General features: G+C 67.8%; 17 protein-coding genes. 12 read left to right on the top strand and 5 right to left on the bottom strand.

Annotation, left to right across the window (positions count from 1 at the left end; genetic code table 11):
• Positions 1-122: 122 nt before the first annotated feature.
• From AC1DW0_RS24135 to AC1DW0_RS24105, 7 genes are all read left to right on the top strand, one after another.
• Positions 123-1,043 carry a branched-chain amino acid ABC transporter permease gene (locus tag AC1DW0_RS24135; RefSeq protein WP_477948470.1) on the top strand — a complete coding sequence of 307 codons (921 nt, stop codon included), beginning with the start codon at positions 123-125 and terminating at the stop codon, positions 1,041-1,043.
• Positions 1,036-1,986: a branched-chain amino acid ABC transporter permease gene (locus tag AC1DW0_RS24130; RefSeq protein WP_477948468.1), complete on the top strand. Its 951-nt coding sequence runs from the start codon at positions 1,036-1,038 to the stop codon at positions 1,984-1,986. The genes AC1DW0_RS24135 and AC1DW0_RS24130 overlap by 8 nt, the downstream gene beginning before the upstream one ends.
• The gene (locus AC1DW0_RS24125; protein WP_056193533.1) at positions 1,946-2,731 is read left to right on the top strand and encodes an ABC transporter ATP-binding protein; all 786 of its coding nucleotides are present in this window, start codon (positions 1,946-1,948) and stop codon (positions 2,729-2,731) included. Before AC1DW0_RS24130 ends, AC1DW0_RS24125 begins: the two co-directional genes overlap by 41 nt.
• Entirely contained in the window at positions 2,728-3,438 is a 711-nt protein-coding gene (locus tag AC1DW0_RS24120; RefSeq protein ID WP_477948466.1) for an ABC transporter ATP-binding protein, read from the top strand. The genes AC1DW0_RS24125 and AC1DW0_RS24120 overlap by 4 nt, the downstream gene beginning before the upstream one ends.
• A 105-nt stretch (positions 3,439-3,543) precedes the next feature.
• Positions 3,544-3,978, top strand: coding sequence for an acyl-CoA thioesterase (locus AC1DW0_RS24115; RefSeq protein ID WP_477948464.1), 435 nt, complete (start codon positions 3,544-3,546; stop codon positions 3,976-3,978).
• Positions 3,975-4,400: a RidA family protein gene (locus AC1DW0_RS24110; RefSeq protein WP_477948462.1), complete on the top strand. Its 426-nt coding sequence runs from the start codon at positions 3,975-3,977 to the stop codon at positions 4,398-4,400. Before AC1DW0_RS24115 ends, AC1DW0_RS24110 begins: the two co-directional genes overlap by 4 nt.
• A 57-nt stretch (positions 4,401-4,457) precedes the next feature.
• Positions 4,458-5,645 carry a DUF4172 domain-containing protein gene (locus tag AC1DW0_RS24105; protein ID WP_477948460.1) on the top strand — a complete coding sequence of 396 codons (1,188 nt, stop codon included), beginning with the start codon at positions 4,458-4,460 and terminating at the stop codon, positions 5,643-5,645.
• Between the two features lie 625 nt (positions 5,646-6,270).
• Here the strand turns inward: AC1DW0_RS24105 and AC1DW0_RS24100 are convergent.
• Genes AC1DW0_RS24100 through AC1DW0_RS24080 form a run of 5 tightly spaced genes read right to left on the bottom strand, consistent with a single transcriptional unit; the run spans position 6,271 to position 11,461 of the window.
• Complete coding sequence (locus AC1DW0_RS24100; protein ID WP_477948458.1) at positions 6,271-7,077, bottom strand: DeoR/GlpR family DNA-binding transcription regulator; 807 nt, start codon at positions 7,075-7,077, stop codon at positions 6,271-6,273.
• A gap of 44 nt (positions 7,078-7,121) precedes the next feature.
• Complete coding sequence (locus tag AC1DW0_RS24095) at positions 7,122-8,087, bottom strand: N-acetylglucosamine kinase (protein WP_477948456.1); 966 nt, start codon at positions 8,085-8,087, stop codon at positions 7,122-7,124.
• Positions 8,084-9,262 carry an SIS domain-containing protein gene (locus tag AC1DW0_RS24090; protein WP_477948454.1) on the bottom strand — a complete coding sequence of 393 codons (1,179 nt, stop codon included), beginning with the start codon at positions 9,260-9,262 and terminating at the stop codon, positions 8,084-8,086. The genes AC1DW0_RS24095 and AC1DW0_RS24090 overlap by 4 nt, the downstream gene beginning before the upstream one ends.
• A gap of 4 nt (positions 9,263-9,266) precedes the next feature.
• The gene (locus AC1DW0_RS24085) at positions 9,267-10,550 is read right to left on the bottom strand and encodes a D-tagatose-bisphosphate aldolase, class II, non-catalytic subunit (RefSeq protein ID WP_477948452.1); all 1,284 of its coding nucleotides are present in this window, start codon (positions 10,548-10,550) and stop codon (positions 9,267-9,269) included.
• Positions 10,547-11,461, bottom strand: a complete 915-nt coding sequence (locus AC1DW0_RS24080) for an EamA family transporter (RefSeq protein WP_477948450.1) — start codon at positions 11,459-11,461, stop codon at positions 10,547-10,549. Before AC1DW0_RS24080 ends, AC1DW0_RS24085 begins: the two co-directional genes overlap by 4 nt.
• A gap of 385 nt (positions 11,462-11,846) precedes the next feature.
• Here AC1DW0_RS24080 and AC1DW0_RS24075 point away from each other — a divergent pair, with 385 nt between their 5' ends.
• From AC1DW0_RS24075 to AC1DW0_RS24055, 5 genes are all read left to right on the top strand, one after another.
• Entirely contained in the window at positions 11,847-14,678 is a 2,832-nt protein-coding gene (locus tag AC1DW0_RS24075) for a TonB-dependent receptor (RefSeq protein WP_477948448.1), read from the top strand.
• Entirely contained in the window at positions 14,678-15,772 is a 1,095-nt protein-coding gene (locus AC1DW0_RS24070; protein ID WP_477948446.1) for an amidohydrolase family protein, read from the top strand. The genes AC1DW0_RS24075 and AC1DW0_RS24070 overlap by 1 nt, the downstream gene beginning before the upstream one ends.
• Positions 15,769-18,453, top strand: coding sequence for an alpha-galactosidase (locus AC1DW0_RS24065; RefSeq protein WP_477948444.1), 2,685 nt, complete (start codon positions 15,769-15,771; stop codon positions 18,451-18,453). The genes AC1DW0_RS24070 and AC1DW0_RS24065 overlap by 4 nt, the downstream gene beginning before the upstream one ends.
• Positions 18,450-20,354, top strand: coding sequence for an NPCBM/NEW2 domain-containing protein (locus AC1DW0_RS24060; RefSeq protein WP_477948442.1), 1,905 nt, complete (start codon positions 18,450-18,452; stop codon positions 20,352-20,354). Before AC1DW0_RS24065 ends, AC1DW0_RS24060 begins: the two co-directional genes overlap by 4 nt.
• A gap of 123 nt (positions 20,355-20,477) precedes the next feature.
• The gene (locus AC1DW0_RS24055; RefSeq protein WP_477948440.1) at positions 20,478-22,409 is read left to right on the top strand and encodes a DUF4832 domain-containing protein; all 1,932 of its coding nucleotides are present in this window, start codon (positions 20,478-20,480) and stop codon (positions 22,407-22,409) included.
• Position 22,410 lies beyond the last annotated feature (1 nt).

Genomic DNA, 22,410 nt, shown 5'->3' with positions numbered 1-22,410 from the left:
GGCGGTTCGGGGGCGCTTTCTTTGCCTACTTTCTTGTGCGCACAAGAAAGTAGGTCGCCCGCGGGGGCGAACTCCCCGCTGGGCAGTGGCGCAAAGCCCCAGCTTGGGAAAGCACCCAACTGATGGACTGGATCCTCATCACCGAGCAACTCCTCAACGGCCTCCAATTCGGCCTGATGCTCTTCCTGCTCGCCGCAGGATTGACCCTCGTGTTCGGCATCATGGACATGATCAATCTGGCCCATGGCTCGCTCTACATGGTCGGCGCCTACCTGACCGCGGCGGTCGCAGGCGCAACCGGCTCCTTCCTGCTGGCCGTTCTCGCCGCACTCGTAGGCACCGCCATCCTCGGCATGGCCCTCGAAGTCACACTTCTGCGACGCCTCTACGCCCGCGACCACCTCAGCCAAGTCCTCGCCACCTTCGCGCTGATCCTCATGCTCAACGAGGCGGTGCGCATCCTCTGGGGCGACCAGCCGCTGATGCTGAACACGCCCGCTGCGTTGTCAGGTCCTGTCGAACTGCTGCCCGGCCTGTTCTACCCGGCCTACCGCCTGCTCATCATCGGTGTCGGCCTCGCTGTCGCTCTGCTGATGTGGCTGCTCGTCACCCGCACCCGCGCCGGCATGTGGGTGCGCGCCGGTGCGTCCAACCGCCAGATGGCCACCGCCATGGGCATCGACATCCGCAAGCTGTTCACCGCCGTGTTCGGCCTCGGCGCGGCGCTGTGTGCGCTGGCCGGTGCGCTGCTCGGCCCGCTGCTCGCCGTGCAGGTTGGCATGGGCGAGAGCATCCTCATCCTGGCCTTTGTCGTCATCGTCGTCGGCGGTATCGGCTCGGTACGCGGCGCGCTCGTCGGCTCGCTGCTGGTCGGCCTCGTCGACACCGCCAGCCGCACGCTGCTGCCGGCCGCGCTGCGCCAGCTCGCCTCGCCCGAGGTCGCGTCCAACCTCGGCCCGGCGCTGGCATCCATCCTCATCTATGTGCTGATGGCTGCCATCCTGTTCTGGAAGCCTCGCGGCCTCTTCCCATCCCATGGCTGAAGCTCGCGCACTCCACCACCGTGGCCTTGGCCGTTGGATCTGGCTGCTGTTGGCCCTGCTCGCAGCACTGCCGCCGCTGCTGCAGGCCATGGGACTGGAGTTCTACACGGTCGTCGCGACGCGCATCCTCATCTTCGCCATCGCCGCGTCCAGCCTCAACCTCATCCTCGGCTTTGGTGGCCTGGTGAGCTTCGGCCACGCGGCCTACATCGGCCTGGGCGCCTACACGGTCGGCGTGCTGATGGATGCGGGCATTACCTCAGCCTGGGTCGCATGGCCGGCCGCGATGGTGGTCAGTGCGATCGCGGCGGCGGTGATTGGCGCCATCAGCCTGCGCACCCGCGGCGTCTACTTCATCATGATCACGCTGGCCTTTGCGCAGATGTTCTATTACCTCGCCGTGTCGCTGAAGGCCTATGGCGGCGACGACGGCCTGCCGCTGGCGCAGCGCTCGGCCTTTGGCTTCGGCCTGGACCTGAAGGACGACGCCAACTTCTATTGGGTGGCGCTCGCACTCTTCGCCATCGTCATGGCCGGCCTGCAGCGCGTCGTGAACTCGCCCTTCGGCTGGCTGCTGCAAGGCGCGCGCGAGAACGAGGTGCGTGTGGCCGCCGCGGGTGGGCGGGTGTTCGCACTGCGCTGGCAGGCCTTCGTGCTCGCGGGCGCCATCGCGGGCCTGGCCGGCGCCATGCTGGCTAATCTCAACGGCTTGGTGTCGCCGCATCTGATGCACTGGTCGCAGTCCGGCCAGCTGATGGTCATGGTCATCATCGGTGGTGCGGGCGCGCTGTGGGGCGGGCCACTGGGCGCGCTGGCGCTGCTGCTGCTGGAAGAGCTGCTGTCGGGCTACACGCTGCATTGGCAGCTCGGCCTGGGCGCGTTGCTGCTGCTCGTCGTGCTGTATGCGCCGCGTGGCCTTGCAGGGGTTTGGCGCCGTGCTTGAAGTCAAACAACTCGTGAAGCGCTTCGGCGCGCTGGCGGCGACCGATGGCGCGAGCTTCGAGGTGCGGGCGGGCGAACTGCATGCACTGATCGGCCCCAACGGTGCCGGCAAGACGACGCTGATCCACCAGATCTCCGGCGCCCTCGCGCCCGACGCGGGCCAGATCGTCTTCGATGGTCGGGACGTCACGCGGCAAGGCATGGCCCGTCGCGTACAAGCCGGCCTGGTGCGCAGCTTCCAGATCACCAGTCTGTTTAAGCCCTGCTCGGTGCGCGACAACCTCGTGCTCGCCGTGCTGGCGCGGCGCGAGGGCGCGCCGTCGTGGTGGCGCACCGCGCGCGCCGACGCGGCCGCGCATGCAGAAGCCGACGCGCTGCTGGCACGGGTGGGGCTGACGGCTCAGGCCGGCCGCACCGCCGGCGAGCTTGCGCATGGCGAGCAACGCCAGCTTGAAGTCGGCCTTGCGCTGGCTGCCAAGCCGCGCCTGCTGCTGCTGGACGAGCCGCTGGCTGGCATGGGTCCGGACGAGTCCACCCGTATGGTCGAGCTGCTGCAGGCACTCAAGCGCGAAGGCCTGACGCTGCTGCTGGTCGAACACGACATGGACGCCGTCTTCCGCCTCGCTGACCGCATCTCGACGCTGGTGGCCGGGCGCGTCATCGCCAGCGGCACGCCGGCCGAGATTCGCGAGCATGCCGAGGTGAAGCGCGCCTACCTTGGCGACGAGCTGGAGGCGGCCGTATGACGGCCTTGCTCGAGATCAAGGACCTGCAAGCCGGCTACGGTGCCAGCCAGGTGCTGTTTGGCCTGGACCTGACCATGCAAGCCGGCGAGGTGGCCACGCTGCTGGGCCGCAATGGCATGGGCAAGAGCACGCTGCTGCGCTGCCTGTGCGGCTGGATGGCGCCCAGCGCCGGCCGCATCCGCTTCTGCGGCCAGGACGTCACCGGCTGGCCGGCCGACCGCATCGCGCGGCTGGGGCTGGCGCTGGTGCCGGAGGGGCGGCAGGTGTTTCCCAACCTCAGCGTGCACGAGCATCTGCGCGCCTTCGCGGCCAACCGCAGCGACGCGTCCGAGCCGTGGACGGTCGAGCGCGTCTACGGCCTCTTCCCGCGCCTGGCCGAGCGCGCCGGCCACATGGGCCAGCAGCTGTCGGGTGGCGAGCAGCAGATGCTGGCCATCGGCCGCGCCCTGGTCACCAACCCGCGCCTGCTGGTGCTGGACGAGGCGACCGAAGGCCTGGCCCCACTCGTGCGCGAGGAGATCTGGCGCTGCCTGGACCTTCTGCGCGCTGCCGGCCAGACCATCCTCGTCGTCGACAAATACGTGCAGCGGCTGATCCGCCTGGCCGACCACCACACCGTCGTCGAGCGCGGGCGCGTCGCCTGGGCCGGCCCATCGGCGGCGCTGGCGGCTGACCCGGCGCTGTGGCAGAAGTACGTGGGAGTCTGAAGTGAAATCAAAACAAAGCCACAGAGACACAGAGACACAGAGGCAGCAGGATGAAGGCCTCTCTGCGTCTCTGTGCCTCTGTGGCTGTGCTCCAGGACTGCCGAGATGAACATCGCTTTTCAACGCGAACAACTCGTGCGCTTCGGCCACTGCGACCCGGCCGGCATCGTCTTCTACCCGCGCTATTTCGAGATGCTCAACGAGCTGATCGAGGACTGGTTCGCGCACGCACTGGGCCTGCCATTCGACGTGCTGATCGGCCAGCGCCAAGTCGGCATGCCCACGGCCCAGCTCGACACGCGCTTCCTGCGCGTCAGCCGCCATGGCGACCGCCTCGTGCAAACCATCCATATCGAGCGCCTGGGCGGCGGCTCGATGACGCTGCGCATCGCCTTCGACGGCGCCGACGGCACGCGCGTCGAGTTCACGCAGGTGCTGGTCTGTACTTCGCTCGCCACCCACAAGCCCCAAGCCTTTCCGGCCGATCTGCGTGCTGCGCTGGAGCGCTCGCTCGCCGCACAACAGGAGACAAACACATGAGCAACACCAAGCAGATCCTGCAGCCCGCCGGCTGGACCCAGCCGCGCGGCTATGCGAATGGCGTCGCGGCCAGCGGCCGCCAGGTCTTTGTCGCCGGCCAGATCGGCTGGAACGAGCGCTGCGAGTTCGACAGCGACGACTTCATCGCCCAGGTGCGCCAGACCCTGCTCAACATCCGTGCCGTGCTGGCCGAAGCCGGTGCGGCGCCCGAGCACATCGTGCGCATGACCTGGTACCTCATCGACAAACGCGAGTACATCGCCCGCGGCCGCGAAGTGGGCCAGGCCTACCGCGACGTGCTGGGCCGCGACTACGGCATCGCCATGAGCGCCGTGCAGGTGTCGGCGCTGATGGAGGACAGGGCCAAGGTGGAGATCGAGGTGACGGCGATGGTGCCGGAGGCTGCGGGCCGGGGCGCTTGAGCCGCAATTCTGGTAATTCGGCTCACAATTTGAGCCGATAGTGCTAAATTGCGGCTCATGACCGCGAGAGCACGCCCCTGGAACTGGCTTCGCGCCGACTGGCCGGACTTCGTTTACGACAATGCGGTCGTCAGCGCCGACCTGGCCCAGGCCTACCGTTTGCATGGCGTCATGGAAGGCAAGGCTGCAGCCATCGGCTTCACCGGTACCAGCGACGTCGCGCTCGACTCGATGGCCGACGAGGTGCTGACCACGGCGGCCATTGAAGGGGAGCGGCTGTCGCTGGACGCCGTCAGGTCGTCGATCATGCGCCGCATGGGCTTGAAGGCGCCGGGGCCCATCGACCGTGCCGTGGACGGCCTGGTCGCCGTCGTTCACGACGCGACCACCGCATCCGGCACGCCGCTCGATGAAGACCGGCTCTGCCGGTGGCAATCGGCGCTGTTCCCGGGCGGCACTTCAGGTGTTCAACGCATCGCCGTGGGCCGCTATCGGGATCACGAAGACCCGATGCAGATCATCAGCGGCCTGCCCGGCCGCGAGGTCGTCCACTACGAGGCGCCGCCATCGGCCGATGTGCCGCGGCACATGACGCGCTTCATCAACTGGTTCAACGACACCGCGCCCGGCGGCGCTTCCTCGGCGGCACGCCTGGACGGCCTTGCGCGTGCCGCTATCGCCCACCTTTGGTTTGAAAGCATCCACCCGTTCGAGGACGGCAACGGCCGCATCGGCCGCGCCCTCGTCGACATGGTCGTGGCCCAGCACCTCAGCACGCCGGTCAGGCTGTTCAGCCTGTCGCGGCAACTGCTGGAGCGCCGCTCCGATTACTACGACCAACTGAATCTCTGCCAGCGTGGCGGCATGGACGTGACGGGCTGGGTGCAATGGTTTGCGCAGCAGTGTGCTGCTGCCTACTCGGCGGCCAGCGCCACGATGGACGCCGCCCTCGTGAAGCGCCGGTTTGCGGAGCACCACGGCATCGCCGGGCTGCCTGAACGCCAGCGCAAGGTGCTGCAGCGGCTGCTCGACGACGGTGACGGTGGTTTCGTGGGCGGGCTCAACGCCGAGAAGTACATGAAGATGACCGGCGCATCCAAGGCGACGGCGACACGGGATCTGGCGGAGATGGTCAAGCGCGGGCAACTGTGGACCACGGGCGCCGGCAAAGCCCTGCGCTACCACGTCAACGTGCCCGGATGGACGCACGGCGTCGCGTCGGGCGAGGGCCCAGGCGCGTTGTAGGGGTCGAGTGCGGGCAGTTCTTGCGAGTGGCACTTCGGCATCGAATGCATCGCCTGCCTGCCTGCCAGCCAGCGGCGCGTGATCGCGGCTGCGTTGCGGCTTTGGTGTCTTCTTGACTACCTAGCGGCAAGGCTTGAAGAGCAGGGTTATTCAAGATCGGGGACCGGTGGCCATGCTGACCGATTGGCTTTGACCCAGTTTTTGAGCTTGCGACGCGCTGAGTCCCCCGCGGTTTCAACTTTGAGCAAGTCGCAAATGGCTTTCCAAGTTGCGAGGCCTCGCTTTGACTTCAGTTCCGGAACTGACGCGGCCCACTCTGTCGCGCTAGGCGAGGTAACTTTCTTGGACGATGTAGTTGAGTCGGCCATTGCCTCGGCAAGCAGTTGGTCCAGCCCAGGGTCACTAACTTTCTTCGTCAATGAAGCGGTAGGACCTACAAGTACGCGCCGGAGTGCCGCGTTGAAGGAAAGGTTCTCGAATGGTTTTGGCTTAGCCAGCCGCTCGACAAGAGCCGCCAGATCATCGTCTACGTGGAACTGAGGCATACCGATCTCCTGCGTGAGGGGGCTCAGTATTCACTAGTGATTTACTAGTGTCAAAGAAATTCACTAGTGACATTGCTGCCCTAAGCCAACACCACCTCAATCCCCCGCCCCCGCAACTGATCCACGATGGCCTGATCCGCGCCGCTGTCGGTGATCAATACGTCCAGCTGCTCGACCGGCGCGATGACGGAGAGGTTGCGTTTCATCAGCTTGGACGCGTCCGCCACCGCCACGACTTGGCGGCTGATCTTCATCATCTGGGCGTTGAGCTGGGCTTCGAGCAGGTGCGGCGTCATCAGGCCGATGTCGGGGTCGAGGCTGTCGACGCCGAGGAACAAACGGTCAGCGTACAGGCCCTGCAGCGCGGCCACGGCCTGGGGGCCTGACAGCGAGAAGGAGTTGGGCCGCAACTGGCCGCCCGGCATGATGAGGTTGACGTGCGGCACCGTGGCCAGCAGGGCCGCGATGTTCAGCGCGTTGGTGATGACATTCAGCGACGTGAGGCGCAAGCCGCGGATCTGCTTGGCGATCTCTTCGGTCGTGGAGCCGGAGTCGAGCAGGATGGTCTCGCCGTCGCGGATCATCTTGGCCGCTTCGGTGGCGATGCGCACCTTCTGCTCGTGGCGCAGCTTCTGCTTCACGCCGATGGGCACTTCCTCGGTGTCGCGCTGGGCCAGTGCGCCGCCATGTGTGCGCAGCACGGCACCGGTGGAGGCCAGTGAGTTGAGATCGCTGCGTATGGTGACGACGGAGGTGCCGAAGCGCTCGGCCAGTTCGTCCACCGTGACGCGACCCTGGCTCTGCACCAGCTCGCGGATCAGCCGGCGCCGCTCGTCGATGAGCAGCGGGCTTTCGGTTTTCGCGGGCAGTGAGAGGGAGGTGGGCATGCAGTGGCGAAAGGCGGGGCGGGCTTTCGAATGATATCGACGGCTCAGCCGTCGAGCCGCGCCAGCGCCTCAGGAGTCAAAGGCCGGCCGGCCAGCCGAGCCGCGTACAGGGCCGCGCCCAGTTCCGGCCCGAAGCGCGGCGTCTTCAGCACCGATCCCGGCAGGCGGCGTGAGAGTGCTGCCTGCAGCGGCCCCAGCACCAACTCTCCAGCAGCGAACACGCCGCCGGAATAGGACACGGGCACGGCTTGGATGCCGCAAATCCCGGCAATGCCGAGGTTGCGGGCGACGCCGGCGGCCAAGGCCGCCAGTTCGTCGCCGGCGCGCACGAGCAGTTGGCGGGCCTGTACGTCGCCCGCGTTGGCGGCGGCCGTGGCCAGGCGGGCGACCTGGGCCAGCTCGCTGCGCGCGGCGCTGCCGTTGATCTCGCCGCAGAGATCGAGATCGTGCTTCAGTTCGAAGTGCTCGCGCACCAGGCCGAGCAGAGGGCCGGGCTCGGCGCGGCAGTCGGCCATGCGCGAGAACAGGGCCAGCGTCTCGCGGGCCAGCCAGTGGGCCGAGCCCTCGTCGCCGAAGACCTCGCCCCAGCCGCCGCAGCGCGCGCCGCGGCCCATCCATTCGCCATAGGCGATGGAGCCGGTGCCGGCGACGAGGCTGATGCCGTCCGCGCCCGCGAGGGACCCGGCCCAGCTGCAGATCATGTCGTTGCCGATGCGGCTGTGCGGCACCACGCCGGCCAGCAGCGCGTCGAAGGTGGCGAGCAGCTCGCTGTCCTCGCCATGCGCGGGCAGGCCGGCGAAGGTGTAGCTGACGTCGCTGGCCGGCACGCCGGCCTGGCGCAGCGCGGCTTGCACGCCGTCGCGCAGCAGGGCACGCAGCGCGTCGAAGCCGATCTCGATGTAGTAGCTCGTCGTCGACTCGTGGCGCGCGAGCAGGCGGCCGATCTCGTCCACGAGGACGAAGGCGGTCTTGGTGCCGCCGCCGTCGATGCCGAGGAAAAGGCCGCTCATGGGTGCTGTTGCTGATTCACGGGATGGATGGTGACACCGCTGACGACGCGGGTCACGGTGCCCGAGGCGCTGGGGTTGTCGGGCGTGATGCCGAGCTGCAGCGAGGCGAGCAGGGCCAGGCATTGCGCGAACACCAGTGCCACGGGTGCCAGCGCCAGGTCGGGGGCGGACGCAGGCAGGGCGAGGTGGACGTCGTCGGCATGCGGAGTTTCGGCACCGTTCAGCGCAGACGTACGCAGGGCCAGCACGCGAGCCGGGCCCTGCTGGCGCAGCTCGCGCAGCAGGTCGAGGTCGTACTGGCGCGTGTAGGGGTCGTTGGACAGGATGATGACGACCAGCGTCTTGTCGTTGAGGATGGTCTTGGGCCCGTGGCGAAAGCCCAGTGTCGAGTCAGCCATGGCGACGAGCTTGCCGTCGGTCAGCTCCAGCATCTTCAGCGCGGCCTCGCGGGCCAGGCCCAGCAGCGTGTTGCTGCCGAGGAAGACGATGCGCTCGAAGGACTGTTCGGCCAGTGCATAGAGGCGGTCGATCTCGCCCTCGGCCAAGGTCTGCGCGGCGCGGGCCAGGTCGGCCACCGGTGCGAGCGGCAAGTCGAAAGCCCAGGCCGCGGCCAACAGCATGCCGCTGAAGCTGGACGTCATCGCGAAAGCGCGGTCGTTGGTCTCGTCAGGCAGCAGCAGCACTCGCGCATGGGACTGGCCAGCCATGCGTTGGTTCAGCGTGCCGTCCGCCGCGCAGGTGATGACGAGGTGGTGGCAGGTCTTGATGAAGCGGTCGGCCAGCTCCACGGCGGCCAGGCTTTCGGGGCTGTTGCCGGAGCGGGCGAAGGACACCAGCAGCGTCGGCACCTCGGGCTGCAGGCATTGTTCGGGGCTGGAGACGATGTCGGTCGTTGCCACGGCTTCGACGCGGATGCCGGGGCGCTGGCCGAGGTGACGCAACAGGGCGGGCGCGATGCATTGGCCGATGAAGGACGAGCTGCCGGCGCCGGTCAGCACGATGCGCAGCTGGGGCAGGGCGAGCAGCGGCGCCAGGAAGGCGTCGAGGGCGGGGCGCTCGGCTTGCAGTTGGGCGTAAACGGTCTGCCAGATGGCGGGCTGATGAGCGATCTCACGGGCCGTGTGCGCGGCGCCGCGGTGGTCGAGGTCGGTGGGGTCGAGGTGAAGCAATGTCATGGGATCAGGCAGCGCAGGCGTGCAGATAGGGGCGCAGGGCTTGGACGGTGCCGTCGCGCAGCAGGGAATCGGTGCCGGTGGTGATGCGGCCGTCGCGCACCGCCTCGTACTGGCGCGGCAGGTACTGGCTCAGCAGCGTCAGCGGCGGCGGCGCGGCGTCCAGGCGGGCCAGCATGGTCCGGCAGGCCTCGCGCACGGCGGGGTGGGCCCAGTAGTAGCGGATGCGGTCGCTCAGGGAGTAAGACAGGTCGACATTCAGGCGGGCCGGGTCCTGGTAGTAGCCGCGCCAATGCTCAGGCTCGGCGCGCATGACGCCCAGCACGGTGTCGACCAGGCCTTCGCCCTTGCCCATCCATTCGCGCTCCACAGCGGCCAGCGCCCATAGCGTCTCGCGCAGCGCAAAGGTCACGCCGGGGCCGACCTTGAGGATGGCGAAGTGGTCGCGGGCCAGTTGGGCCAGGTGCTCAGGGGTCTGGTAGTCGGTCGAATGGGCTTCGAAAACCATGCTGGGCTGGCTCGCGATGAAGGCGCTCAAGGCCTGCGCCTTCTCGGGCCGGTAGTCGATGACCTTGTGGTGGTCGAACTCCACGCCGGGCTGCACGACCATGGCGACGACACGCTCCCAGGCCAGGTCCAGCCCCGCGCGGGCGAAGGCGTCGCGGTGCAGTTCCAGCGTGGAGGCGGCGGCCTCGGGCGACGTCACCGCCAGCTCGCCCAGGTCTTCATGCGCGCCGCCGGGCACGGGCACTTCGGTGCCGATGACGTAGACCGGCGGGTCGCCACGGTCGGGCGCGTCGCGCCACGCCTGCTCGGCTGCGCGGCACAGGCGCACGGCACGGGCGGCGATCTCGGGCTCGGGCAGCGGCACCGGGTCGCCGGCGCAGGACATCGAGCAATCCAGGTGAATCTTGCGAAAGCCCGCACTCACATATTGCGCCACCATGATCTCGGCCTTGGCCATGGCTGCAACGGCCGGCAGTTTGCGCCAGGCGTTGGGGCCAAGGTGGTCACCGCCCAGCAGCAGCAGCTCGGGCGCCAACCCTTCAGCCTCGGCCAGGCCCTGCACATAGCGGCGGAAGTCCAGCGGCGTCATGCCGGTGTAGCCGCCGTCCTGGTTGACCTGGTTGGACGTGGCCTCGATGAGGGCAGGCCGGCCGTGCGCAGCACATTCGCGCAGCGTGGCGGCGATGACGACGGGGTGCGCGGAACAGACCGAGGGAATGCCAATGGCGACATCACCGTTGGCTGCCTGCTTGTGGCGGCGCACGAGGTCGAGCATGAGCTTCATGCGGCGTCTCCTTGAACGGGTTGGGAAGAGGAAGAAGAGGAGGGCGTTTCGGGTTGCAGCGCCAGCAGCAGCGCAGCCAGCAGGGCCAGGGCGACGCCGGCGAGCTTGCTGCCGCCCGGGGTGGTGCCGCTGAGGGCCATCGAGAGCACGGCGGTCAGCAGCGGCGCGCCGGCGTTGACCAGCGGCGACACGACCATGGCCTTGCCGTAGCGGAAGGCGTAGACCAGCGTCAGCGCGCCGACGGCGTTCAGCACCTGGATGACGGCGGCGAGGCCCGGGCCCTGCCAGCCCCAGTTGATGGGCTGGGAGAAGTCGGTCATCCACAGCGACACCGGCACGCAGGCCAGGGCGCCGACGGCCATGTAGAAGAAGATGCTTTCAGCACTGGTGCCCGCGTTGGCCAGCTTGATGAAGTAGGCCTGCAGGCCCCAGGCGACGAGCACGGCCAGGGCCAAAACAAACCACAGGCCCATCGGCTGACCCGTCTGGCCAAGTTGCAGGTCGAACAAAGGCAGGGAGCACAGCGCCAGCACGATGCCGGCCACGCCCAGCTTGCCGGTGCGCTCGCCCAGCAGGCCAAAGGACAGCGCGATGGTGATCGCCGGCGACAGCGACACGATCGGGAAGATCAGGTAGGCCGGGCCCGACTGCACCGCGCGGAACAGCAGCATCTGGCCACCGGCACCCAGCAGCCCGACGGCCAGGCCGAGCACGACGGAACGGCGGTCACGGTCGATGCGCCAGCCCGTGCGGGCCAGCACGATGACCGCCGGCGGGATCATGGTCAGTGCCCATACGGCATAGATCAAGGTGTCCGGGAAACCATGCTCGGCCGGCAGTCCGGTGAAGGCGCCCCAGACGCCCCAGAGCAGGGTCGAGATCAGTGCGTACGTGAGCCAGTTGCTCTGCATCGGAAGTCTTTCGTGGATCTGGAAGTCCCGTTTGGAACTTTCGAGCGAAAGCATAAACGAACGAAAACGAAAACACAACGACGAAAACGCCTTCGTATGCCAAATTCCGGAGGCGAGGGGCGAATCCCTATATAGCTCGCACCTTTCCCTCTATGTCAGCGAGGTGGAAGCCTTTCGTGGCATGATTCATCGAAAGCATTCGGCATCGGTGAAAACTCTATACGAAATCAAACGAAAGAATTCGTAGACTTGCGTCAAGCCGGTTCGAGGGGCATCCGAGGAGCCGGCACACCGCACCGGGGGAGAGCTGCCCCGGCATCCAAAGCAGATGACATCGCGCTGCCCTGACGGCAGCTTCGACACACAAGATCAAAGGAACTGTTCGATGAGTCCTCGCCTGCAACCCCGTTGTTTCGCGCTGCACCCGCTGACGTTGGCCGGCCTGGTGGCCTTCACCGCCTTCGGTGCTGTCGCCCCGGCCTGGGCCCAGGAGGCCGCCAAGGCCGAGACCGACAACACGCTGGACCGCGTGGAAGTGACCGGCACCCGCGCCAGCCTGCAGAAGTCCCTTGCGCTCAAGCGCAACGCCGCCGGCGTGCAAGACAGCATCAGCGCGACCGAGCTGGGCCGCTTCCCCGACAACAACGTGGCCGACTCGCTGAGCCACATCACCGGCGTGTCCATTTCGCGCACCGCGGGCGGTGAAGGCCAGAAAGTCAGCATCCGCGGCCTGGGCCCCGAGTACACGATCACGACTTTCAACAGCCGCCTGCTAGGCACCGACAGCGCCGGCCGCTACTTCGCCTACGACGTGCTGCCGGCCGACGTCATCAGCGGCGCCGACGTCGTCAAGTCCGCGCAGGCTTCCCTCGTCGAAGGTGCCATTGGCGGCCTGGTGAACCTGCGCTCGGCCAGCCCCTTCGACCAGAAGGGCCAGCGCGGCCTGCTGCGCGTGGAGGCCGACCGCAACCAGATGAGCAGCCTGAACGGCACCAAGCTGTCGGGCACCTACAGCAACACCTTCGGCGACCAGGTGGGCGTGTTGCTCGGTGTGGTGTATGCGAAGCGCGATGTGCGCACCGACACGGCCGGCAATGATGGCGGCTGGTCGCGCAACCCGGCGCCGAACAAGCCGGAGCTTTTCTGGCCCTGGGGCAACACCTGGGGTGGCGCCATCGACCCTAACGGCAACGGGCAGCTGGACCCCGACGAGGAAGGCCTGATCGGTCCGGGCCAGTTCCGCTTCGGCACCATCATGGAGAAGAAGGAGCGCATGGCGCTCTCCGGCAAGGTCGAGTGGCGGCCCAGCAGCGACGTGAAGGTCGTCGTCGACGGCTTCAAGACGCGGCTGGACTCGCCGCAGGTCGGCTACCAGCTGTCCTTCTATCCGCTGTACGCGCCGGGCCGCTGGTCCAACATGAAGATCAGCAACGGCGTGGTCACCGACTTCACGCTGGCCAACCCCGACCCGGAGATGGCGCTCAACCCCGAGCTGCTGAACAAGACCGAGTACCGCGTGGTGGACACCGCGATGTACGGTGCCAACGCGGAATGGAAGATCTCGCCCACGCTGAAAGCGACGGGTGACATCTACAAGTCCACCTCCAAGCGCCACTCCGGCGGCAACGACAGCTATGTCGTGCTGCGCATGAACCAGCCCAATGTCACGCGCATCCAGCTGACGGGGGCGGCTGTGCCCGATGTGAAGACCACTTTCACCGACGGCCGCGACCTGCAGACCGGCCTGGCGCAAGGCCTGTTCAAGGCCAGTGACTTCAACACCCACTACTTCAGCCTGGCCGGCGACAACATCGATGACAAGATCGATGGCGCCACCGGAAATCTCGAGTGGAAGCTGGACCGCTTCTACATCGACCAGCTGAAGTTCGGCCTCAGCCAGACCAACCGCAAGAAGTCGCGCGACCTCATCAACAACGCCTTCAACGCGGGCGACGGCCACTACTCGGGCGCCAACGCCATCAACGTCGGCGCGCTGGGCGGCAATGTCATCAACCAGACGTTGAGCCCGTCCGGCTTCATGGACGGCGTCAGCGGCAACTTTCCGCGCAGCTTCCTGGGCTTCGACATCAACACCTACCTGCAGGCGCTGCAGGCCTACGACGGCAAGCCCCGCCCGGGCGGCGGCACCTACGACTTCAGCAAGGCAGCACCGGCCTGGAACCCGCTGGAGAGCTACCGCGTGACGGAGAAGACGACGACGGCCTTCATGCAGGCAGACCTGTCGGGCGACGGCTGGAACGCGGACGTCGGCGTGCGCTTCGTGAAGACCAAGACCACCTCCCAGGCCTGGGACGCCAAGATTGTCGACATCATCGAGAACGGCGCGTTCAACTACACGGCCGTCTACGCGCCACCTTCCGTTCTGCAGCAGGAGTCCAGCTACAACTTCGCGCTGCCGTCGGTCAACTTCACCTGGCTGATCACCAACGATCTGCAACTGCGCCTGGGCGCGGCCAAGACCATGGCCCGTCCGTCGGTGGACAAGCTGGCGCCAACGAGCACGACGCAGAGCATCTCCTGGGGCGACTTCACGCAGGTGTTCGGCGGCAACGCCAACCTCAAGCCCTACAGCGCCCGCCAGGCCGATGTGTCGCTGGAGTGGTACTACGCCAAGGACTCGGCCCTGAACTTCGCCGTCTACCAGAAGAACATCAAGAACCAGATCACCAGCGAGTACCTGACGGGCCAGAACATCGGCGCGCCGGGCGGCCGGCTGTTCAATGTCAGCCGCCCCATCAATGGCGACAAGGCCACCGCGCGCGGCTTCGAGATCGGCCTGCAGCACCTGTTCGATAACGGCTTCGGCGTGCGGGCGCAGTACACGCGCAACAAGTCGCGCAGCTGGGTGGGCGGCGAGGAGCGCGCGCTCGAGGGCATCGCGCCGGCCACGTCGTCGCTCGGCCTGCTGTACGAGAAGGGCCCGTGGAGCATGAGCGCCACGGCCGACCACACCGACGCCTTCGTCACCGCCACCAACGTGCTGGGCGCCGGCTTCAACGAGCGCGCCAAGGCCGTGACCTGGGCGACGGCCCAGGTCGCCTACGAGGTCAACAAGTGGCTGCGCCTGAGCATCGAAGGCAACAACCTGACCGACGCGACGCAGGAGTACACGCTGGGCAACGAGGGCGTGAAGCTGCCTCAGGGCTATTACCGTTATGGCCGCTCGTTCACCTTGGGTGCAAGCCTGAAGTTCTGATGAGAGTTCTCCTCCGTGTTGCCGCCCTGCTTGCCGGGGCGGCCTTTTTCCCCGCGATAGCGAAGGACGCACCGAGCTACACCATGGCCGACTACGGCCGGGTTGCGAAGGTCGACGTGCACATGCATCTGCACAACCCCGCGCCGGCCTTCATGGCGGCGGCGAAGCGCCAGAACTTCAAGGTGCTGACGATCAACGTCGACTATCCCGACTTCCCGCCGCTGGACGACCAGCAGCGCGTGGCGATCGAGCTGCAGAAGCAGTTCCCCCAGGACGTGGCCTGGGCGGCCAGCTTCTCGGTGGACGGCTCGGATCAGCCAGCCTGGCTGCCCGCCACGCGCCAGCGCATCGCGGCGGCCATGAAGGCCGGCGCCGTCGGTGTGAAGGTGTGGAAGAACATCGGCATGGGCCTGCGGGGTGTCGAGGGCAAGCTGGTGATGATCGACGACGCCCGCTTCGCGTCGCTGTTCGACGACTTCGCCAAACAAGGCATCCCGCTGCTCGGCCACCAGGGCGAGCCCCACAACTGCTGGCTGCCGCTGGACAAGATGACGGTCAACAATGACCGCGAATACTTCAAGGCCCACCCGCAATACCACATGGCCCTGCATCCCGAGATGCCCAGCTGGGAAGCGCAGATGGCCGCGCGCGACCGCATGGTGGCGGCGCACCCGGGCCTGAACTTCATCGGCGTTCACCTCGCCTCGCTGGAGCGCAGCGTGGATGAGCTGGCCGCCTTCCTGGACCGCTTCCCCAACGCCAAGGTCGACGTTGCCGCGCGCATCGGTCAGCTGCAATACCAGAGCCAGAAGGACCGCGAGCGCGTGCGCCGCTTCTTCATCAAATACCAGGGCCGCGTCATGTACGGCAGCGACATGTCGCAGGCGCCCGACCAGGACGGCACCGCGCTGGCCAAGGAAGCCGAAGGCGTGTGGCGCATGCACTGGCGCTACTTCAACACGGCGGATAGCTTCAAGGTGGCTGACCTCGATAAGCCGGTGAAGGGGCTGGCGCTGCCGCGTGAGGTCGTCGACAAGCTTTACCACCTGAACGCCGAGCGGACATTCCCCGGCGCCTGGGGCGGCAAGCGATGACGGCACGCCGGGCCTTCCTGCAATGGCTGGGCGCCGCGCCGCTGGCCACACAGTTGCCGCTCGCTCAGGCTGAGGGCAAGGGTCATGTGCGCGTGCAGGACGCTGCGCTGTCGCTGCAGTTCGACGATCAGATGCGCTGTCGCATGGTCAGCTTGCTGGGCAAGCAGCCCGCCGTGCTGACCGGCTTCGACGCGAGTGAGCATCTCGTCGTGAAGGGCAGGGCGCTGAGCCGCTTCGCGCTGCAGAAGGCTGAGCCGGCCAAGTCCACCACGCCCTTCGGCGCCGGCCAGACGCTACGCCTCGTCGGCCGCTCGGTGGAGGGCATCGAGAAGCGCGTCACCGTGACGCTTCTAGACGAGCATCCCGGCGTCGCGCTGCTGGACGTCGACTACACGAACACCGGCGACAAGCCCGTTGCCGTCGACGCCTGGGTCAACGCGGCTCACCGCTTGGCCGCCGCGCCGCGCCATGCGGGTGGGTACTGGACCTACTCCGGCGCCAGCCATGCCGACCGGCGCGACTGGGTGCAGCCTGTCAAGCGCGGCTTCGAGCAGCGCAACTTCATGGGCATGAATGCGTCGGACTACGGCGGTGGCACGCCGGTCGTCGATGTCTGGCGGCGGGATGTCGGCCTGGCCGTCGGCCATCTGGCCCTTCACCCGCAGCTCGTCGCGCTGCCCGTGAAGGCCAGCGGCGACCAGGTCGACATTTCTCTGCGCGGCGACGCACCGCAGACGTTGGCGCCCGGCGCCACGCTCACCACGCCGCCCAGCTTCATCGCCGTGCACCGCGGCGACTTCTTCGTGCCGCTGGACCGCTACCGCCGTCTCATGGCCGCGCAAGGCCTGGTGGCCCCCGAGCCGCCATCGAGCGCCTACGAGCCGCAGTGGTGTGCCTGGGGCTATGAGCGCGACTTCTCGCTCGACTATGTGCGCGCCACCCTGCCCAAGGTGCAGGAGCTGGGCTTCAAGTGGGCGGTGCTGGACGACGGCTGGCAGGTGAAGACCGGCGACTGGACACCCGACCTCGCCAAGTTCCCCAAGGGCGAGGCCGACATGAAGGCACTCGTCGCCGACATCCATGCCCGCGGCATGAAGGCGCGCCTGTGGATTGCGCCGCTGGCCGTGGCGCCCGGCAGCGACGAGCTGCACGACCACACCGACCTGCTGCTGCTGGACAAGGACGGCGCGGTGCAGAACGTGACGTGGTGGAACAGCTTCTACCTCTGCCCGGCCTACGAGAAGACGCAGGCCCGCCTGGCCGCCACGGTGAAGAAGATCATCGGCGACTGGGGTTTCGATGGCCTCAAGGTCGACGGTCAACACCTCAACGGCGTGGCGCCTTGCTTCAACCCCGCGCACAGGCATGGGCGGCCGGAAGACGCGGTCGAGAAGCTCGCCGACTTCTACAAGGTCATGCACGCGTCGGCCCACGCGGCCAACCCGGAAGCGGTGGTGGAGGTCTGCCCCTGCGGCACCGGCTATGCCTTCCACAACATGCCCTTCATGGACCAGGCGCCGGCGTCCGACCCGCTGTCGAGTTGGCAAGTGCGCCACAAGGGCAAGACGCTGAAGGCGCTGATGGGCCCCTGGGCCGCCTACGCGGGCGACCACGTGGAGCTGAGCAGCGGCGGGCAGGACTTCGCGTCCAGCGTGGGCATCGGCGCCGTCGTGGCCAGTAAGTTCACGTGGCCGGTGGACCCCAAGCCCAAGGACTCCTTCCTGCTGACGCCCGAGCGCGAGCAGCACTGGCGCCAGTGGGTCGATCTCTACAACCGCCAGCGCCTGGCCGAAGGCCGCTATCGCGGCGAGCTGTATGACCTGGGCTTCGACAAGCCCGAGACGCATGTTGTGGAGCAGGGCGGGGCGCTGCACTATGCGTTCTATGCGGAGCGCTGGGACGGCCCGGTGACCCTGCGCGGCCTGAGTACTGGCCGCTGGACGCTGCGCGACGCGGTGACAGGCAAAGAGCTGGGCAAAGTCGCCGCCGACAGACCCACGCTGCCCGTGAGCTTCACGCACAGCCTGCTGATCGAAGCGCGGCCTGAAGTGCCCGACACGCTGCCCGTCGCCTTTGCCGGCATGGTCACGCAAATCGGCGCCGACGGCTTCCCGCTCGCCTCGCAATGGGCCGATGCGCCGGCCACCTTCTTCCGCCACGACTGGCAGGGCAAGGCGCTCGCCGGCCCGCAGTCCACCCGCGTGCAAATGCTGCGGGCGCCAAGCCAGCTCTATCTGCGCTTCATCTGCAAGTTCGAGGCGCTGAGCACCTTCGACCGCCCGGGTTCGGCGACGGACATCTGGCCGCTGTGGGAGCGTGACGTCGTCGAAGTCTTCCTGCAGGCGCCGGACCGCGCAGGGCTGAAGAGCTATCGCGAGGTCGAGGTGTCACCCAACGGCCTGCTGTTGGAGATCGCCGTCGAGGCCTCGGGCAAGAAGCGCATCGTCGGCGAGAGCCGCGCCAAGGCGCACATCGACGCCAAGCACAAGGTGTGGACGGCCGAGCTGGGCGTGCCAATGCAGAGTGCAGGCGGTGCCGAGGACGGCTGGCGGCTCAATCTGTTCCGCGTCGAAGGCCAGGGTAGGGGTCGTGTCTACTCCAGCTGGAGCCCGACGCACACGCCCGAGCCCGACTTCCACCTTCCCGCCGCCTTCGGCCGCCTGATGACCCGCACCGTATGAAGCATCGCCTCGCCCCGATCACCCTCGCCCTGACCCTGCTCCTTGCCACCGCCCATGCGCAGCAGCAACCCCTGGCCTCCACCGGCCGCTGGGCCCATCAGGGCGTCGGCAGCGCGCCGACGCCACCGATGGGCTGGTCGAGCTGGAATGCCTTCCACATGGACCTCACGGAGCAGAGGGTGCTTGACTCGGCCCAGGTCATCGTCGACACCGGGCTGGCCGCGGCGGGTTACAGCAACATCAACATCGACGACGGCTGGTGGCGGCAGCGCCGCGCGAGCGACGGCCGCATGCAGGTGCGCACGAATCTGTTCCCGAGCGCGGGCACCGGCGGCGCGGCCGGCACGTCGCTGCGCCCCTTCACTGACAAGATCCACGCGATGGGGCTGAAGGCCGGCCTGTACTCCGACATCGGCCGCAACGCCTGCTCGCAGGCCTACAACACCGACAGCCCCAACCTGCCCGAAGGCAGCCAGGCCGAGCGGGAGGTGGGGCTGATGGACAACGTAGAGCGCGACATCGCGCTCTACTTCGGCGACTGGAACTTCGACTTCATCAAGGTGGACGGCTGCGGCCTGTCGTCGTACGGCAAGGACCGCCCCCCGGTCACTTCGGGCCGCTTCCGCGAGTTCGGGCCGACGGTCATCGAGGGCAATGCCAACCAGTCCGACATGGACGGCGCCCGCGCCCTCTACGGCCGCGTCACGCAGGCGTTGCGCAGCGTGCGGCCGCATGGCGACTATGTGCTGTCGGTCTGCCTCTGGGGCGCCGCCAACGTCCGCAGCTGGGGCGCCGAGGTGGGCACGATGTGGCGCACGAGCCGCGACATCGCGCCCAGCTTCTCGCAGATGGTGCACAACTTCGACACCGTGGCAACGCGCGAGTTCTACGCCGGCCCGGGCCGCTGGAATGACCCCGACATGCTGGAGATCGGCAACGGCGACTTCGACGGCAATCACCTGCTCGAAGCCCGTACCCACATGGGCTTGTGGGCCATCGCTGCCGCGCCGCTGATGATCGGCACCGACCTGTCGAAAGCCTCGCCCGCCCTCATCGACGTGCTGAAGGCACCCGAGGTCGTCGCCATCAACCAGGACCCAGCCGGCCATCAGGGCGTGCTCGCCTATGCCGACAGTGACCGGCAGATCCTCGTCAAGAGCTTGGCCGATGGACGCAAGGCCGTGCTGCTGTTCAACCGCACGGGTGCAGCCGCCAAGTTCACGCTGACCGCCGAACACCTGAAGATGGACGCGACAGCACCCGTCGCGCTGCGCGACGCCTGGGCTCGCGCCGAAGCGGGCACGTTCACGGACAAGCGCGAGTTCGAGCTGAAGCCGCGCGAGGCGCTGCTGTTCACCGCGACAGGCAAGCACCAGCTGCCGCGCGGCTATTACGTGTCGGAGCGACCTGGCAACGTCTACGTGGCGCGCGACGGCATCCGAGCGCTGGAGCAGGATCCCATCGGCTACCGTGCGCTGGCGTCCTGGTCCACCACCGACAACGGCGGCACCCGCCCGGCCTACGCCGGCTGGGGCGCGCCGCGTGCCGACTCGACGCCTTATGACCAGGGTTTGAGCGTGCAGCGGCAGGCCTTCCGCCACGGCATTGGCGCGCTGGCCGACTCGCGGCTGCAAGTTCAGGTGCCCATCGGCTCGCAGCGCTTTGTCGCGCGCGTCGGCGTGGACGACTCGACACGCGGCAAGACCGCCGCGGTCAGCTTCGAAGTCTGGGGTGATGGCCGCCGCCTCGCGGCGACTGCGCCCATCAAGTTCAACCAACCGGCGCGCGAACTCCGCGCCGACCTGCGCGGCGTGAAGCTGATCGAGCTGATCGCGCGCCAGCATGGGGCCGACACCGCAGGCCCCCTCGTCGTGACCTGGGGCGACGCTCGCATCGAGTAGCCGCCCAGCACGCCTTCTCTCCATCGCTATTTGGCACCGGTCGCGCCGGTGCCCTGGCCGCGCTCGCGCTGACGTGGCCCGGCCCCTCCCGTTCAGCGCTCAGTCGTTCATGAGGAGAACCCGATGCACTCCATGCGTCCCTGCCCCTTGCCCCGCGCTCGTGCGGGGCTGAAGCTCGCCTTCCCGCTCGCCCTGATCGCCGCCTGGCCTGTTGCCGCGACCGCAGCGCCCCTGGTGTCCAACCCCCTGGGCGCCTGCCTGGAAACCAAGGTCGACACCTGGGACATCCGCCTGGCAACCTGCAATGGCAGCGCGGCTCAGGATTTCAGCCTCACGCCGGTCAGCACCGGCAGCAGCATCTACACCCTCAAGAACGCGCAGGCCAATCTGTGCGTCTCCGCCACCGGCACCAGCTCCGGGTCCTTCGTGGAGCTGAACACCTGCCAGCCCACACAGACGGGCCAGCGCTTCTCGCTGGTGGCGTTGGCGGGTGGCTCGACGTCGCAGCTCAAGCTCGCGGCCAACAACCTCTGCCTGACCGCACCAACCCAGGTGGCCCAGGTTGGCTTCTCGGTCGCGACCTGCAAGAGTGGCGATGCGAACCAGGCCTGGCGCCTGAACGCCCCGGCGCCTGCACCGACACCAGCCCCCACGCCGGCGCCCACCCCAGCGCCGACGCCGGCACCTACTCCCGCCCCAACGCCCGCTCCCACGCCAGCACCGACGCCTGCGCCCGCACCGGTCGAAACCAGCTTCACCGCCAGTACCGCCGAGATCGCCAACCCCGAGCGGGGCATGTACACCTGGGCCGCCGACAACCTGCTGCTGTGGACGCAGGCCGACGCCGACTCGCAGTTCCAGGCCGGCTATCGGGTCGTCTATGCCGCAGTGCGCCTGGACGCCTATGCCAACACCACGCTGCCCGCCAGCCTGCTCACGCAGCTCTCGGACCGCTTCGCGATCGCGCGCCGCGCCGGCCTGAAGCTGGTGCCACGCTTCCTCTACAACTACCCGGCCAACGAGACCGAGTACCTGAACGTCAAGGATGCGCCGCTGGCGCGCGTGCTCGGCCACATCGACCAGCTCAAACCGGTGCTGACCGCCAATGCGGACGTCATCGCCTACCTGCAGGCCGGCTTCATTGGCGCCTGGGGCGAATGGCATACCTCGTCCAACAACCTCACCGCGGTCAGCCCGCGCACGCAGATCCGCGATGCGCTGCTGAACGCCCTGCCGACCGACCGCTTCCTGCAGCTGCGCTATCCGCCGTATCTGATGCAGTGGGCCTCGCAGGTGCCGAGCTGGCGCGACGGGTCGGCGGCCTCGCGCATCGGCGTGCACAACGACTGCTTCCTGGCCTCGGCCACCGATGTCGGCACCTACAGCGAGGACGCTGCAACGCGCCAGAACGAGCGTAACTACACCGCCTCGCTGTCACGCGTGGCCCCCTTCGGTGCGGAAACCTGCAACCCTGCCGACGAGGAAGGCGCGGTGCCGCGCAGCAGCTGCACCGACATCCTGAACGAGGGCAAGCAGTTCGGCCTGACCTATCTGAACAACGACTACTACCGCGACCTCTTCCACACCAAGTGGGAGGCGCAGGGCTGCATGGCCGAGGTCAAGCGCAGCATGGGCTACCGCTTCGAGCTCTCGACCCTGCGCCACAGTGAGGCGGTGACGGCCGGGCAATCGGGTGACCTGCTGCTGACCGTGCGCAACAGCGGCTGGGCGCGCGCGTTCAACCCCCGCGCGGTGCAGTTGCTGCTCAAGCACCGGACCACGGGCGCCGTCGTGCGCATCGCGCTGCCGGCCGTCGACCCGCGCGGCTGGCTGCCCAACAGCACGAGCACCGTGTCGGCGGGCTTCACGGTTCCCGCGGGCACGCCGACGGGTGCCTACGACGTGCTGCTTGCCCTGCCCGACGGCGCGTCGTCGCTGAGTACCGACGTGCGCTACAGCGTGCGCCCGGCCAATGCCGACAACACCGCCAAGGCCCAGGCCTGGGATGCGGCGCTCGGCGCGTTCCGCGCCGGCACGACGCTGACCGTCCGTTGAA

The organism is Roseateles sp. P4_D2 (genome assembly GCF_056401875.1).
Note: the sequence above shows the minus strand (reverse complement) of the source record. Positions and strands in the feature narration are given on the sequence as shown.

Coding starts and splice junctions, on each gene's coding strand:
- AC1DW0_RS24095 (WP_477948456.1), bottom strand. CDS start 8,087: ATGAGCGGCCTTTTCCTCGGCATCGACGGCGGCGGCACCAAGACCGCC.
- AC1DW0_RS24115 (WP_477948464.1), top strand. CDS start 3,544: ATGAACATCGCTTTTCAACGCGAACAACTCGTGCGCTTCGGCCACTGC.
- AC1DW0_RS24070 (WP_477948446.1), top strand. CDS start 14,678: ATGAGAGTTCTCCTCCGTGTTGCCGCCCTGCTTGCCGGGGCGGCCTTT.
- AC1DW0_RS24075 (WP_477948448.1), top strand. CDS start 11,847: ATGAGTCCTCGCCTGCAACCCCGTTGTTTCGCGCTGCACCCGCTGACG.
- AC1DW0_RS24120 (WP_477948466.1), top strand. CDS start 2,728: ATGACGGCCTTGCTCGAGATCAAGGACCTGCAAGCCGGCTACGGTGCC.
- AC1DW0_RS24135 (WP_477948470.1), top strand. CDS start 123: ATGGACTGGATCCTCATCACCGAGCAACTCCTCAACGGCCTCCAATTC.
- AC1DW0_RS24105 (WP_477948460.1), top strand. CDS start 4,458: ATGACCGCGAGAGCACGCCCCTGGAACTGGCTTCGCGCCGACTGGCCG.
- AC1DW0_RS24085 (WP_477948452.1), bottom strand. CDS start 10,550: ATGAAGCTCATGCTCGACCTCGTGCGCCGCCACAAGCAGGCAGCCAAC.
- AC1DW0_RS24125 (WP_056193533.1), top strand. CDS start 1,946: ATGCGCCGCGTGGCCTTGCAGGGGTTTGGCGCCGTGCTTGAAGTCAAA.
- AC1DW0_RS24090 (WP_477948454.1), bottom strand. CDS start 9,262: ATGACATTGCTTCACCTCGACCCCACCGACCTCGACCACCGCGGCGCC.
- AC1DW0_RS24110 (WP_477948462.1), top strand. CDS start 3,975: ATGAGCAACACCAAGCAGATCCTGCAGCCCGCCGGCTGGACCCAGCCG.
- AC1DW0_RS24065 (WP_477948444.1), top strand. CDS start 15,769: ATGACGGCACGCCGGGCCTTCCTGCAATGGCTGGGCGCCGCGCCGCTG.
- AC1DW0_RS24060 (WP_477948442.1), top strand. CDS start 18,450: ATGAAGCATCGCCTCGCCCCGATCACCCTCGCCCTGACCCTGCTCCTT.
- AC1DW0_RS24100 (WP_477948458.1), bottom strand. CDS start 7,077: ATGCCCACCTCCCTCTCACTGCCCGCGAAAACCGAAAGCCCGCTGCTC.
- AC1DW0_RS24055 (WP_477948440.1), top strand. CDS start 20,478: ATGCACTCCATGCGTCCCTGCCCCTTGCCCCGCGCTCGTGCGGGGCTG.
- AC1DW0_RS24080 (WP_477948450.1), bottom strand. CDS start 11,461: ATGCAGAGCAACTGGCTCACGTACGCACTGATCTCGACCCTGCTCTGG.
- AC1DW0_RS24130 (WP_477948468.1), top strand. CDS start 1,036: ATGGCTGAAGCTCGCGCACTCCACCACCGTGGCCTTGGCCGTTGGATC.